Origin of the sequence: Brenneria roseae subsp. roseae (assembly GCF_003115845.1) — a bacterium.
GTDB lineage: Bacteria > Pseudomonadota > Gammaproteobacteria > Enterobacterales > Enterobacteriaceae > Brenneria > Brenneria roseae.
Map to the genome: position 1 here is coordinate 148689 of NZ_KZ819023.1, position 14465 is coordinate 163153.

Annotated in this window: 12 protein-coding genes and 1 pseudogene; 9 read left to right on the plus strand and 4 right to left on the minus strand. The window is 52.1% G+C overall.

Going from position 1 to position 14465, the window contains the following annotated elements:
* Window positions 1-224 precede the first annotated feature (224 nt).
* A complete protein-coding gene (locus DDT52_RS03005; protein WP_136155042.1) occupies window positions 225-710 on the plus strand; it encodes an Hcp family type VI secretion system effector in 486 nt (161 codons plus the stop codon).
* A 221-nt stretch (window positions 711-931) separates the two neighbouring features.
* Here the strand turns inward: DDT52_RS03005 and DDT52_RS03015 are convergent, their stop codons facing one another.
* From DDT52_RS03015 to mfd, 3 genes and pseudogenes are all read right to left on the minus strand, one after another.
* Window positions 932-1573, minus strand: a complete 642-nt coding sequence (locus DDT52_RS03015; protein ID WP_136155044.1) for a hypothetical protein — start codon at window positions 1571-1573, stop codon at window positions 932-934.
* A 584-nt stretch (window positions 1574-2157) separates the two neighbouring features.
* Window positions 2158-2811: pseudogene (yegD, locus tag DDT52_RS03020) on the minus strand (molecular chaperone); the annotation flags it as partial.
* Between the two features lie 142 nt (window positions 2812-2953).
* Complete coding sequence (mfd, locus tag DDT52_RS03025; protein WP_136155045.1) at window positions 2954-6418, minus strand: transcription-repair coupling factor; 3465 nt, start codon at window positions 6416-6418, stop codon at window positions 2954-2956.
* Between the two features lie 137 nt (window positions 6419-6555).
* Between mfd and lolC the strand changes: the two genes are divergently transcribed.
* From lolC to cobB, 5 genes are read left to right on the plus strand one after another with little or no spacing between them, the layout of a single operon-like run.
* Window positions 6556-7758: a lipoprotein-releasing ABC transporter permease subunit LolC gene (gene lolC / locus DDT52_RS03030; protein ID WP_136155046.1), complete on the plus strand. Its 1203-nt coding sequence runs from the start codon at window positions 6556-6558 to the stop codon at window positions 7756-7758.
* On the plus strand, window positions 7751-8458 hold the full coding sequence (gene lolD / locus DDT52_RS03035; RefSeq protein ID WP_136155047.1) for a lipoprotein-releasing ABC transporter ATP-binding protein LolD: 708 nt from the start codon (window positions 7751-7753) through the stop codon (window positions 8456-8458). The genes lolC and lolD overlap by 8 nt, the downstream gene beginning before the upstream one ends.
* Window positions 8455-9702 (plus strand): lipoprotein-releasing ABC transporter permease subunit LolE, encoded by a 1248-nt coding sequence (gene lolE, locus DDT52_RS03040; RefSeq protein WP_136155048.1) that lies wholly within the window; start codon window positions 8455-8457, stop codon window positions 9700-9702. The genes lolD and lolE overlap by 4 nt, the downstream gene beginning before the upstream one ends.
* Window positions 9703-9759: 57 nt before the next feature.
* The gene (nagK, locus tag DDT52_RS03045; protein ID WP_136155049.1) at window positions 9760-10674 is read left to right on the plus strand and encodes an N-acetylglucosamine kinase; all 915 of its coding nucleotides are present in this window, start codon (window positions 9760-9762) and stop codon (window positions 10672-10674) included.
* 11 nt (window positions 10675-10685) lie between these two features.
* Window positions 10686-11516 carry a Sir2 family NAD+-dependent deacetylase gene (cobB, locus tag DDT52_RS03050; RefSeq protein WP_136155050.1) on the plus strand — a complete coding sequence of 277 codons (831 nt, stop codon included), beginning with the start codon at window positions 10686-10688 and terminating at the stop codon, window positions 11514-11516.
* 5 nt (window positions 11517-11521) lie between these two features.
* Here the strand turns inward: cobB and DDT52_RS03055 are convergent, their stop codons facing one another.
* Complete coding sequence (locus tag DDT52_RS03055; RefSeq protein WP_136155051.1) at window positions 11522-11719, minus strand: hypothetical protein; 198 nt, start codon at window positions 11717-11719, stop codon at window positions 11522-11524.
* A 223-nt stretch (window positions 11720-11942) separates the two neighbouring features.
* Here DDT52_RS03055 and btuC point away from each other — a divergent pair, with 223 nt between their 5' ends.
* From btuC to btuD, 3 genes are all read left to right on the plus strand, one after another.
* A complete protein-coding gene (gene btuC, locus DDT52_RS03060) occupies window positions 11943-12944 on the plus strand; it encodes a vitamin B12 ABC transporter permease BtuC (RefSeq protein ID WP_136155268.1) in 1002 nt (333 codons plus the stop codon).
* A gap of 66 nt (window positions 12945-13010) precedes the next feature.
* Window positions 13011-13562 carry a glutathione peroxidase gene (locus DDT52_RS03065; protein ID WP_136155052.1) on the plus strand — a complete coding sequence of 184 codons (552 nt, stop codon included), beginning with the start codon at window positions 13011-13013 and terminating at the stop codon, window positions 13560-13562.
* The gene (gene btuD / locus DDT52_RS03070; RefSeq protein WP_136155053.1) at window positions 13563-14339 is read left to right on the plus strand and encodes a vitamin B12 ABC transporter ATP-binding protein BtuD; all 777 of its coding nucleotides are present in this window, start codon (window positions 13563-13565) and stop codon (window positions 14337-14339) included.
* The last annotated feature ends 126 nt before the right edge of the window (window positions 14340-14465 follow it).

Here is a 14465-nt window from a genome sequence, read left to right on the forward strand (position 1 = left end):
TTGAACTATATAAGCTACGTACAAGTACAGATCTGGAAGGATAAATGGTAAAGTACTGGAACCATCAATTCCAGTACTTTTTCATTGAGCAACTAGGCTTGGATTTAATTATAAGATTGGAGTTGGCATCCATATCACGCTAATTATTTCAATTTTAATAATGGTGTTCGAATGTTATTAACGATATCATCTATAAGGTACAATTCATTGGAAAGGGAATTTATATGGCTAATTATGCATACATGACTATCGAAGGTAAATCACAGGGATTAATTTCTGAGGGATGTTCAACGCTTGAGTCTATTGGAAATCGATATCAGGCAGGCCATACGGATGAGATCATGATTCTGGCGTTTAATCATATGATGAGTAATGATGGTCATGCCGTCCATAACCCTATCACACTGGTAAAACCTATCGATAAATCTACACCGTTACTGGCAATGGCTTTAAACGATCAAGAAATGGTTAAAGTACTAATCGATTTTTACCGCACCACACAACATGCCAAGCAAGAGAAGTTTTTCTCAATTCAGATCAATGATGGGCTTATCTCAGATATCAATCTCGTCATGCCTAATATCATAGATGATGGTGCTGGGTTGATACTGGAACATATCTCTGTCAGATATAAAGACGTTACATGGACGCATCATAAAGCCGGAACGTCTGGTTATGCGTTATGGGAAATGACTAAATTCATGAACTAGACAAGATGCAGGGGAGACCCTGCATCTATCTGTGCCGATCATACCAATCACAAAACTTCCCAAAGATAAACATCAGTATGATTGCAATAACCAGGTGATAAACCTTCTCACTCCAAGGGGCATATCCAACAAATATAATATAGCAGATCCAGAAGAAACAAAGCGTCAGCAGTAAAAATCCTAACTGGTAGGATAAAAATAATAAAATTTTCTTGATGGTTTTAAGCATGAGATTTAATCTTTTCCCCTACTTTATCAATCAATGCATTAAACATATGATCGCCATATATTCTTTTCACTTTTAGTGATTTCATAATCGGCTCTACCATTGGTTCGATTAAAAAGAATAAGAAATCAAGATCATCTTTTCTTAGTGCATAATATACCTCTGGATTTTCGGTGTTCAGGCTCCTTGAACGATATATTGATCTCTCGGCCATTCCTCCACCTAACAATATATAATATGACAAAACAGATGGTATACTTGCCATGTTTCCAATACGGGTTGCCAACTGCAATACTACCTGCGATACAATAACGCTTCCTGTCATCGAGCCAGCAGCACCGTGGTAAATATTCCGTTTCTGCGATTCAGATGTATGTTTGTTGAAGCTATCAAAGATCCTCTTTACAGTTTCATAGATCTTATCGCGTGAAAGAATTCCCCTATGTATTGCCCGAATCATTCTTTCCATTTCTCGTGAACGTGCATATCTGGTATCCGTATCAAGGTATGAATAGGCGAGATAGCCAAAGTTTTTGCTAACTTCACCTATCCCTGATCCTATCCCTCTGTGAAATTCACCTGCTGTAAGCAGAAGAACTATTTCATCAGCCAGTTTATCTAGGTCTGCTTCGGTCATCGTCATTCCATCCATGAATTGCATTGTAGAAGATTATAATGTAACCTATTAATAATTAAAACGGATTCATTTGATATTAATAGATTGCTATGTAATTTATATGCTCTCACCAGCCCGAATGGTCCGGCTTGGGGGCCTACTGAGCGATATTCTCGTGCGTAGTTTCGGCACCGCAGTGTTTTTTATATAGACTAAAAATCACATACCCGAACCGAAGCCAATAATAATAAAACCAATTTTTTGACACTTGTCAGTATGTTTTTTCCCACGGCATCCACAGACATATATAGTGTTGTGATGAGTAAAATAAGATTCAGCTCTATACTCGTCTAAAACATCATTAGTTCTTTTTGTGCATACTTGGCTAAAGTCTCTATAGAATCCTATACTCCAAAATGATCTATGCTTTACGTTATTTTTTATAATGAGAATTTAAGGTTTCATCATTTTTTAATATATCAACCAACATTTTATTAATTAGTGTTGTTGCTCGTACACCAAGTTTTAGTTCTAAATAAATAAAACAATCTAGACGTGTCGCTTTCTTTCTAAAAATCAAATCTACAAAAAAATGACTTCTACCTACCACCACCGATATCCACGACCAGCACCCGTGTTTCTTTACTCAGCGTGGATTCAAAATCCAGTCCGGCGGCAACGGGTTCAAACTGAAAAATCACTTTTTCAAACCCGGCTCGATGGGCGGCGCGATCAAGAATCCCCTGCGCCTGCACATTGGCTTCTTCACCACCGATACTCTGAAAATTGATTGGGCGACCGATCACGGCCTGCCTGATGGGTTGACCGACGTGATGTTCTGCCTGACGGCGAATGTGCAGCATCATGGCGCACACCAGATCTTCAAACAAGGCAATCTGCTGGGGTTTCAGGCCAACGGCGCCAAGGAAGGATTTGGGGGATTTGACAAACCAGGTGTCTTGCGGGTCCTCCATATACTGCCGCAGCGCTGCCTGCCCGAACTTCACGCTGTCCGGTTGGACGCGAATATCTTCCTCGCGGTTATAGCTGATAGCGCGCTTTAGCAGTTGCGCATTTTCCCCCTCCGCATTGATCTGATGATGGCGCCATAGCCATTCGCTTACGGCTTCACGTACGGGAGCGCAGAGTAGGGAAGAGAGATAGGGAGATTGGTTTTCCAGCGGCAGGAGCTGTGGTGTGCCCGCATTCATTACCGCAACGGAACAATTTGCTGTGCCGTAGTCAAAACCGATAAACATCCCGATTACCTCATGCCGTGAAAAAGGCTGGCGACTTTACTGTGTTATGGCGGGGCTTGTAAAGGGAGAGAGGTTGAATCCTGGCTGATAAAGGATTCAACCTCCCTTGAACGGCAAGCCGGCGAATCACCGCTTTGCGGTTTTAAGCCGCTAACGTATGTTGCGCCATGTTGGTCAACAGCGATCCGATAAACTCAATACGCTGTGGCCGGGCGCTCAGGTCTTTAATAAACTTCAGCCGCGTCGGGCCATCCAGCCGATAGGTGCCCGGTTCGCGTTGTAACAGACCAATCAGGTGGGACGGGTCCACGCGATTCTTCTCACTGAATTCAATGAAGCCGCCTTTTTCGTTGCCTTCAATGCGTTTAATACCCAGCGACTGTGCCTGTTGGCGTAGTGCAGCGACCTGCAACAGATGGCGTGTGGCATCGGGCAGCGTGCCGAAACGATCGATAAGCTCAACCTTGAGTTCGTCCAGTTCACCCGGGCCTTTCGCACTGGCAATGCGTTTGTAAAAGGACAGCCGCGTATTGACATCGGGAATGAAATCCTCAGGCAGCAGGGCCGGCAGGCGCAGTTCAACGTCAGTCTGGCTGCTGATCAAATCTTCCAATGACGGCTCCCGTCCGGCTTTCAGGGCGTTAACGGCGCTTTCCAGCAACTCCATATACAGTGAGAATCCTACGCTGGTCATTTGCCCGCTCTGATCTTCACCCAACAGTTCACCTGCCCCGCGAATTTCCAGATCATGTGTCGCGAGCGCAAAACCAGCCCCCAGATCCTCAAGTGAGGCAATCGCTTCCAGGCGTTTGTGCGCATCGGTGCTCATGGCTTTGGGGTTTGGCGTCAACAGGTAGGCATAGGCCTGATGGTGCGAACGTCCGACGCGGCCACGCAGCTGATGCAGTTGAGCAAGTCCGAAGTGATCGGCCCGCTCGATAACGATGGTATTGGCGCTGGGAATATCAATCCCGGTCTCAATGATAGTGGTACAGACCAGTACGTTGAAACGCTGATGGTGGAAGTCATTCATTACCCGCTCCAGATCGCGTTCGCGCATCTGTCCATGACCAATGGTGATGCGGGCTTCCGGCACCAGTTCAGCCAGCCGCTGAGCGGCTTTTTCGATATTCTCCACGTCGTTGTAGAGATAGTAGACCTGACCGCCGCGCAGCACCTCACGCAGAATGGCTTCGCGCACCACCAGATGATCGTATTCGCGTACAAAGGTTTTTACCGCCAGACGGCGTGCGGGCGGCGTGGCGATAATCGACAGATCGCGCATGCCGCTCATCGCCATATTCAGCGTACGTGGGATCGGGGTAGCGGTCAGCGTCAGGATATCCACGTTGGCCCGCATGGCTTTGATGCGTTCTTTGTGGCGCACGCCGAAACGGTGTTCTTCATCCACAATCAGCAGGCCAAGATCGCGCCAGTTGACATCATTCTGCAACAGCTTATGCGTGCCGATCAGAATATCGACTTTACCATTCTGCGTTTCTTCCAGAATCTGGGTTTGCTCGCGCGCACTGCGAAAACGGGAGATCATTTCAATTTTCACCGGCCAGTTGGCAAAGCGGTCGCGGAAGTTATCGTAATGCTGTTGAGCCAGCAGCGTGGTGGGTACCAGAACGGCCACCTGCTTATGGTTTTCCACCGCCAGGAAAGCGGCGCGCATGGCCACTTCGGTTTTACCAAAGCCGACATCACCGCATACCAGTCGATCCATGGCCAGCGGCTGGCACATATCACTCAGTACGGCATTGATGGCCTGAGCCTGATCGGGCGTGGTCTCAAAGGGGAAGCTCTCACAAAAAAGCTGATACTGCGCTTTGTCATGTTTGAAGGCAAAACCGCTTTTGGCGGCGCGGTGCGCATAAATATCCAGCAGTTCCGCGGCGACATCCCGCACTTTTTCCGCTGCTCTCTGCCGCGCGCGCGACCAGGCATCGCCGCCGAGTTTATGCAATGGCGCGCTTTCGTCAGCGCCGCCGGCATAACGGCTGATGAGATGTAATGAGGATACCGGGACATACAGCTTATCTTCCCCGGCATAGGTTAAAATCAGGTATTCGGCTTTAATGCCGCCGGCCTCCAGCGTCGTCAATCCGGCATAGCGGCCCACGCCATGTTCGAGATGCACGACGGGCTGACCCGGGCGAAGTTCCGCCAGATTGCGGATCAGGGTATCGGTATTGATGGTTCGCCGATTATCCAGCCGGCGGCGGCTGACGCGTTCGCCCAGCAGATCGCTTTCGCAGATCAGCGCGCGCTGGCGCAGCGTGTCGATAAAGCCGTGTTCGCTGGCGCCGATGATCAAACTGGCGTCGCGATGTTGTGCCTGACCCAGCGTTGCAATCGGTGTGGGATTCAGTTTGATTCGCGCCAGCAGTTCCTGAAGCGTTTCTCGCCGACCTTCACTTTCAACGGAAAAAATCACCTGTCCGTCAGGTTGTTCAATGAAAAATTGTTCGATAAAACGGCGTAACGTATCCAACGGGGCTTTTTGCTGAGGCTGAATGGCAAGATCCGGCAACGGCAGGTAGCCAAGATTCACATGAGCCGCTTTTTCCGGCAGGGTATCGGTTCGCAGATGGACCCGCGGCCAGCTTTTTAACTCGGAAAACAGACTATCGACCCGCAGCCACAGCGACTCTGGCGGCAGCAGCGGACGCATCGGGTCAACCCGGCGGCTCTCGAAGCGCTGCCCGATATCCTGCCAGAAACGCTCTGCGCTCTGCTGGATATCACCGGTGTTAACGAGCAGGGCATTTTCCGGAAAATAGCTGAACAACGCGGGTAACGGTTGACTGAAAAAAAGCGGCTGCCAGTACTCAATACCGGCGGGCCAGGCGCTTTTGCTGACCTGCTGGTAAATGTGCTCGGCATCACGACGGACTTCAAACTGTTCGCGCCACTGGCTGCGAAAGCACTCAATCGCGTTTTTATCGGTAGGAAATTCGTGAGCGGGCAACAGTTTGATCTGTGGCACTTCATTCAACGTGCGCTGGGTATCCACATCAAACAGTCGCAGGCTGTCGATTTCATCGTCAAAAAAATCAATGCGGTAGGGTTCTTCGCTTCCCATGGGGAAGAGATCAAGCAGCGCGCCGCGGGTGGCGAATTCGCCGTGCTCCATGACCTGATCGACGCTGCGGTAGCCCGCCTGCTCCAACTGGGTACGCAATTTGTCGCGCGATAAATGCTGACCTTTTTTCAGCATCAATGCATAGCCATGCAGGAATTCATGCGGGCACACGCGCTGCATCAGCGTATTGACCGGCAGAATCAAGACGCCTCGCGCCATATGGGGGAGCTGATATAGCGTCGAAAGCCGGTTTGAAATGATTTCCTGATGGGGCGAAAAACTGTCGTAAGGTAACGTTTCCCAGTCGGGTAAGGTGGTGACGCTCTGCTCCGTAAATTGTTGTATTTCATCGCGTAAGCGCAGCGCATTTTGCATATCTGGAGTGATAAGAATGACCAGTCCATTGTGACGGTCAATAATCTCGGCACACTCTACGGCACAGGCCGCGCCGGTTAGCTGACCCAGCAGGCGTTGCTCACCCGCTTTGAGCGGCAACGAATAACGATATTTTTCAGGCATAATCTGATTATCAGGTCTCGACCCCGGTATCCGCTAAGAAAAAGCCGGAGAGTGAGGGTGTTAGGGTTCCATAAAGCAGTACTACCCTTTATTATCCTTGATCACTTTGCTTTGGCAACCTTATCCAGACGGATTTCATGTATCAACCTGTCGCATTATTTATTGGCTTACGCTATATGCGTGGGCGGGCATCAGATCGCTTCGGGCGGTTTGTCTCCTGGTTATCGGCAATTGGCATCACACTTGGCGTGATGGCGTTGGTAACCGTTCTTTCCGTAATGAATGGGTTTGAGCGCGAATTGGAGAACAACATTCTGGGGCTGATGCCGCAGGCGTTGATCACCACCCCTCAGGGTTCGCTCAATCCTCAGATGATACCGCCTTCAGCGTTGAGTTCGCTGTCGGGTGTCCAACGAATTGCGCCGTTAACCACCGGTGAAGTGGTGCTGCAAAGCGCCCGCAGCGTGTCCGTTGGCGTCATGCTGGGCATGGATCCCGATGAATCTGATCCGTTGTCCCGTTATCTGGTCAATGTGACGCAGCAAACCCTGCAACCGGGGGAATACCTGGTTATTTTGGGGGAGCAACTGGCTTCGCAACTGGCGGTCAAGCGCGGCGATCAACTGCGTCTGATGGTGCCGAGCGCCAGTCAGTTGACGCCGATGGGGCGCATCCCCAGTCAGCGAATTTTCACCGTGGCGGGCACGTTCGCCTCCAACAGCGAGGTCGATGGATATCAGTTGCTGGTCAATCAACAGGATGCTTCCCGCCTGATGCGTTATCCGGCGGGAAATATCACCGGTTGGCGTTTGTGGCTGGATGAACCGTTAAAGGTAGATGTGCTGAGCACGCAAACGCTGCCTGCCGGGACGGTCTGGAAAGACTGGCGCGAACGCAAAGGTGAGCTTTTTCAGGCGGTGCGGATGGAAAAAAATATGATGGGGCTGTTGCTGAGCCTGATTATTGCCGTGGCCGCGTTCAATATTATTACCTCACTAGGGCTGCTGGTGATGGAAAAACAGGGAGAGGTCGCCATTTTGCAAACGCAGGGGCTGACCCAACGCCAGATAATGACGGTGTTTATGGTGCAGGGGGGGAGTGCCGGGATTGTCGGGGCGCTGCTGGGGGCGTTACTGGGCGTATTATTGGCCAGCCAGCTTAATACGCTGATGCCAATGCTGGGATTATTGATTGATGGGGCTGCGTTGCCTGTCGCGATAGATCCGCTACAGGTGGTAAGCATCGCCTTGAGCGCCATGCTGATCGCCCTGTTATCCACTCTTTACCCGTCCTGGCGCGCCGCCGCCGTTCATCCTGCTGAGGCTCTACGTTATGAATGATTTACTGTTATTGCAGTGCAATAACCTGTGCAAACGCTATCAGGAAGGCAAATTGTCAACGGATGTTCTGCGCAATGTCTCTTTTGAGATGCATAGCGGGGAGATGATGGCTATTGTCGGGAGTTCCGGCTCCGGTAAAAGCACGTTATTGCATCTGTTGGGCGGACTGGACTCGCCAACGTCGGGCGAGGTGATTTTCAAAGGGCAGTCGCTGAGCCGGTTATCCTCGGGCGCCAAATCCGAACTGCGTAACCGCGAACTGGGGTTCATTTATCAATTCCACCATCTGTTGCCGGATTTTACTGCGTTGGAAAACGTGGCGATGCCGCTGCTGATTGGCCATGTCCCAACGGCGCAGGCGCAGGATAAAGCGCGGGAAATGCTGGCGGCGGTGGGACTTGAAGCGCGCAGCCATCATCGTTCTTCCGAATTGTCCGGCGGAGAACGCCAGCGTGTTGCCATCGCGAGAGCGTTGGTTAACAGCCCGTCGCTGGTGCTGGCGGATGAACCCACCGGGAACCTTGACCAACGTACCGCCGATACCATCTTTGAACTGCTGGGCGAATTGAACGTTCGGCAGGGCACGGCGTTTCTGGTGGTGACCCATGACCTGCAACTGGCGGGACGCCTGAGCCGTCAGCTAGAGATGCGGGATGGGCAGTTGCAACAGGCACTGACGCTGATGGGAGCCCGGCCATGACATTTCCTCCGCTTTCCCTGCGGATTGGTCTGCGTTTCAGTCGTGGTCGTCGGCGCGGCGGCCTGGTTTCGCTGATTTCAGTGATTTCGACCGTCGGTATCGCATTGGGCGTCGCGGTCCTGATTGTTGGACTGAGCGCAATGAACGGTTTTGAGCGCGAGTTGAATAACCGCATTCTGGCGGTTGTTCCTCATGGCGAGATCGCCCCGGTCAATCAGCCCTTTGACGGCTGGCAGGCGCTGCTGCCGAAGATAGAAAGCGTGCCGGGCGTTGCGGCGGCGGCGCCTTATATCGATTTTACCGGTCTGCTGGAAAACGGCGCCAACCTGCGGGCGATTCAGGTTAAAGGGGTTGATCCCCAACAGGAGAGTCGCCTTAGTTCGCTGTCGTCGTTTGTGATGAACGGCGCCTGGCAGCGTTTTCATGCCGGGGAGCAGCAGGTCATCATTGGTCAGGGCGTGGCAACGGCATTGAATGTGAAGGAAGGCGATTGGGTCACCGTGATGATTCCCAATAGCGATCCGGGTATGAAGCTGATGCAGCCTAAACGTATCCGTCTGTATGTCAGCGGTATTTTGCAATTGAGCGGTCAGCTCGATCACAGTCTGGCGCTGGTGCCCCTTGCCGATGCGCAACAATATCTGGACATGGGCGACAGCGTGACGGGGATTGCCATCAAAGCCAAAGATGCTTTTTCAGCCAACAAGCTGGTGCGTGATGCCGGCGAGGCCACCAATGCCTATGTCACTATTCGCAGCTGGATTGGCACCTATGGGTATATGTACCGTGATATCCAGATGATCAGGACCATTATGTATCTGGCGATGGTGCTGGTGATTGGCGTGGCCTGTTTTAACATTGTCTCGACGTTAGTCATGGCGGTGAAAGATAAAAGTGGCGATATCGCGGTGTTGCGTACGCTGGGCGCACCGGATGGCCTTATCCGCGCTATATTTGTCTGGTACGGCCTGCTGGCCGGGTTAGTGGGTAGCGTGAGCGGTGTGGTGGTGGGCGTGATCGCGACATTGCAGCTCACCAACATTATCAGCGGCATTGAGTCGCTGATCGGCCACCGTTTCTTATCTGGCGATATCTATTTTATTGATTTTCTGCCGTCGGAATTGCATGCGGCGGATGTGGTCAGCGTACTGGTAACGGCGCTTTTGCTGAGTCTGATTGCCAGCTGGTATCCGGCACGTCGCGCCAGCCGTATCGATCCGGCCAGGGTATTGAGCGGGCAGTGACTTATCATCATATGCCGAATTACGGGTAGGTATTTATCATCCATTTAAGGGGCAGTCATGTATTACGGTTTTGATATGGGTGGTACAAAGATCGAACTGGGTGTATTTGATGCCGAACTCAACAAGGTGTGGCAAAAGCGCGTGCCTACGCCGCGCGACAATTATGACGACCTGCTGAATACGTTTGTCGCGCTGGTCAGCGAGGCCGATGCGCAGGTGGGGATGGCCGGTCATGTCGGCATTGGTGTGCCGGGGATGCAAACGGGCAGCAACGGCAAGCTGTTTACGGCCAATTTGCCGGCAACCATGGGGCGTCCGCTGGGCGCTGATCTGAGTGATATATTGCAGCGTGAAATTCGCATTAACAACGATGCCAACTGTTTTGTGTTATCGGAAGCCTGGGATACGGAGTTTCGTTCCTACCCGGTGGTGCTGGGAATGATCCTGGGTACGGGGGTTGGCGGCGGATTGGTGGTCAATGGCCGTCCGGTCGATGGGCGCAACGGCATCACCGGCGAGTTCGGGCATTTTCGACTGACTGTGGATGCACTGGATATTATTGGCGCCGATATTCCGCGCGTGAAGTGTGGCTGTGGCCAATCCGGTTGTATTGAAAACTATATTTCCGGTCGTGGCTTTGAATGGCTCTATTCACATTTCTATCAGGAGGCGCTCCCGGCCGTTACTATCATTCGGCACTATCGCGCCGGAGAGGCAAATGCGCTGGCGTTTGTCGATCGTTTCATGGATTTGCTGGCGGTCTGCCTGGGTAACCTGCTGACCATCTTCGATCCTCATCTGTTGATTCTTGGCGGCGGGTTATCGAATTTCGACGAAATTTATCAGATATTACCCACCCGTCTACCGTCCCGGCTGTTACCGATTGCCAAACTACCACGGATAGAAAAAGCGCGTTATGGTGATGCCGGCGGCGTTCGCGGCGCGGCTTTGCTACACTTAATGGATAACTAGCAGGAGCATATATGCATACGCATCAACGATTGGGACGTTTTCATAAAGGGAAACGTATGCGTCAGCAGCGCCTGCGTGCACGTATTTTTCATCGAGATTATCTGGCGGCGAGCGAAGTGAAAAAACCACGCGTTGTTGTGTTGACCGGAGCAGGTATTTCTGCGGAATCTGGGATCCGTACCTTTCGTGCGGCTGATGGGCTGTGGGAGGAACATCGCGTTGAAGACGTCGCCACCCCCGAAGGGTTCCAGCGCGATCCTCAACTGGTTCAGGCATTTTACAACGCTCGCCGGCGTCAGCTACAGCAGCCGGAAATTGTGCCTAATGCGGCGCATCTGGCCCTGGCTAATCTGGAGACCATGCTGGGAGATAATTTCCAGCTGATCACACAGAACATTGATAACCTGCATGAACGTGCGGGCAGCCAGCGGGTAATCCACATGCATGGAGAACTGCTGAAAGTACGCTGTTGTCAGAGCGGCCAGGTATTTGACTGGACCGGCGATCTTTCTGCTGACGAACGTTGTCATTGCTGTCAGTTTCCTGCCCCTTTGCGCCCGCATGTCGTATGGTTTGGCGAAATGCCGCTGCATATGGACAAAATTTATCAGGCGTTGTCGCAGGCGGACTACTTTATTGCCATTGGGACATCCGGACACGTTTATCCTGCGGCGGGCTTTGTGCATGAGGCCCATGCGCACGGCGCCTATACGCTCGAACTGAACCTTGAACCGAGTCAGGTGGAAAGCCAGTTTGACGAAAAAATCTATGGTCCGGCCAGCGTTATCGTGCCGGAGTTCGTCGGGGCCTGGCTGACGCGGCGTAAAAGCATCAAGTTTTAGCGGGATCAGCGGTTACCCGGTTTTTCTTCCCGCGGTAAATCGTCGCACTGACATTCGTTGACCTGATCGAATGGCAACGTCGCCGAGTGGTTAAAAAAACAGAACTCACTCTCGCGACAGTAAGCATGCTTTCCTGCCGGTGTCGTGGGTCTCGTTTGTGGATGAGCAGCCCACGCCATGAATCGTCGGAACATGGTCAGCATATCGTTACCCTCGCGGTATCTGGAGCATGAGCGTTATTCTCATTTTTAAGCGTAGCCGATCTCTAATCATTCGCCGCATATCAAACATCGATAACGCGCCGATCGTGCAGGCAAATGCGCTGGAATTGCCGTTTCCGGATAGATGTTTTTCAACCTGTTTCATACGTTTCGCCGTAACCGCCATATTGGTATCCGGCACGTTTTTTTTTATTGCTGGTGGATGATGCAGCCATTAAATCCGGGGTATACCCAGTTAACACGCCAGCAGCGTATTCAGGATCGCTGGCGGCTGGCAATTCTGTTGTGTCTGACTCTTGTTATTCTGATCATCAGCCTGTGCGCCGGAGACCGCTGGATTTGGCCGGTGTCCTGGCTGGATGATTCACAACAGATTTTTGTCTGGCAATTACGCTTACCCAGAACGCTGGCCGTCATGCTGGTTGGTGCAAGTCTGGCGATGTCGGGAGCGGTGATGCAGGCGATATTCGATAATCCGCTGGCAGAGCCCGGCCTGTTGGGCGTAGCCAATGGAGCAGGCGTAGCGCTGGTGCTCACGGTACTGCTGGGACAAGGGCAACTGCCAGTCTGGGTACTGAGCCTGAGTGCGATTGCCGGAGCACTGCTGATTACCTTTCTTCTATTGCGCTTTGCCCGCCGGCATGTTTCCAATGCTCGTCTGTTATTAATCGGCGTGGCGCTGGGCATCATCTGTAGCGCAGTCATGACCTGGGCGGTCTATTTCAGCACCAGTCTTGATTTGCGCCAGCTTATGTACTGGATGATGGGCGGCTTCAGCGGTATCGACTGGCGGCATGGCTGGCTGATTGCGGCGCTGTTGCCTTTCCTTGTGTGGCTGAGCCGGCAAGGGGCGGTGCTCAACTGGCTGGCGTTGGGGGAGGTGCAGGCGCGCCAGTTAGGGGTTTCTGTCTATCGCTGGCGTAATATTCTGGTGTTGATTATTGGGGTGTTGGTGGGGCTGAGTGTCGCTCTGGCCGGCGTTATCGGCTTTGTCGGTTTGATTATTCCGCATATGTTGCGCCTGTGCGGGTTGACCGATCAGCGTTATCTGTTAACCGGCTGTGCGTTGGCGGGCGGCGCCATTCTGATGCTGGCGGATACCGTTGCGCGTATTGCTTTGGTGTCCGCAGAGTTGCCGATTGGGGTGGTTACCGCTACGCTGGGCGCGCCGTGGTTTATTTGGTTGCTGTTACGTAACAGGATTTAGTCCACTGTACCGAACAGCCTGACGGCTGACGGGCTTGATGAATCACAGGATAAAAGGATCAAGACGATGAGTAATGAAATCTACGCCATCCCGCTCAAAACGATCGGAGGGGAAGCGACAACGCTTGAAGCCTATCAGGGAAAGGTCGCTTTAATCGTCAATGTTGCCTCGCAGTGTGGTTTGACGAAGCAATATGAAGCGCTGGAAAAAATATATGAAACCTACCGTGACCAAGGGTTCGTCGTGCTGGGGTTTCCATCAAATGAATTTGCCGGACAAGAACCGGGCAGTGAAGAAGAGATTCAGGCGTTTTGCCGGGGAACGTTTGGCGTACAGTTCCCGATGTTCAGCAAAATTGAGGTCAACGGCGCCAACCGGCACCCGCTATATCAGCTATTGATCCGCGAGCAGCCTAAAGCAACCGGGTCTATGCTGAGCGGTTTTTATGCCCGGTTGGTTAATAAAGGTCGCAAGCCGGTCCATCCGGAAGATATTTTATGGAATTTTGAAAAATTCCTGATTAATCGCCAGGGACAGGTTATTCAGCGTTTTGCGCCCGATCTGACGCCTGATGATGCAACGGTTATTGCAGCAATAGAAGAGGCGTTGGCAAAGTAATTGGGACAGGAAGATACGCCGCTATTAAGGTTGAGGCAGGCTGGTGTGGTGCCTCGTCTGTCTCCGGTTGATGCCGAATGCGGCGCGGGTGAACTGCTGCATATTATCGGCCCGAATGGGGCCGGTAAAAGCACGCTGCTGGCCCGGTTGGCCGGGTTGCTCGCGGGTGAAGGCGAGATCTATTTGTCCGGCGCGCCGCTTTCTCAGTTGTCTGCTCAGCATCTGGCGCTGCAACGCGCCTATCTGGCGCAGCAGCAACCTCCGATGGCTTTCATGCCGGTATTCCAGTATTTACGCTTATGCCAACCGCCGATGGCCGATGAACAAGGGCTTGAGGACGTCGTGCATTTTCTCGCCGATCGTCTGCTGCTGACGGATAAGTTGGCTCGCCCATTAACCCGACTCTCCGGTGGCGAGTGGCAGCGGGTCCGGCTGGCCGCCGCATGCTTGCAGATTTGGCCGACGCTGAATCCGTATGCCCGGCTGCTGTTGCTGGATGAACCGGCCAATAGTCTGGACGTTGCACAGCAGGTCGCGCTGGATGAACTCCTGCATCAGCTTTGTCGATCGGGTATTACCGTTATTTTGTGCGCGCACGATTTGAATCATAGTCTCCACCATGCCGATCGCGTCTGGCTGATCGCTGCCGGACAGCTTATCGCACAGGGAAAGGCGGATGACGTGATGGATCCGGCGTTGCTGTCACCGGTATTCGGCGTGGATTTTCAACGTCACCAGGTTGATGGCCGCCACTGGATTATTCCTCGCAGTGTTTGATTTGCCATATTCGCACAATCGGAAATATCGGCTCTACTTGCCTGTTATCGCCGTTCTGTCTAGATTAGACAGAAATATCATTCAGATAACATTTGCCGGGTGTGACAGACATCCGCTGATTTCTCA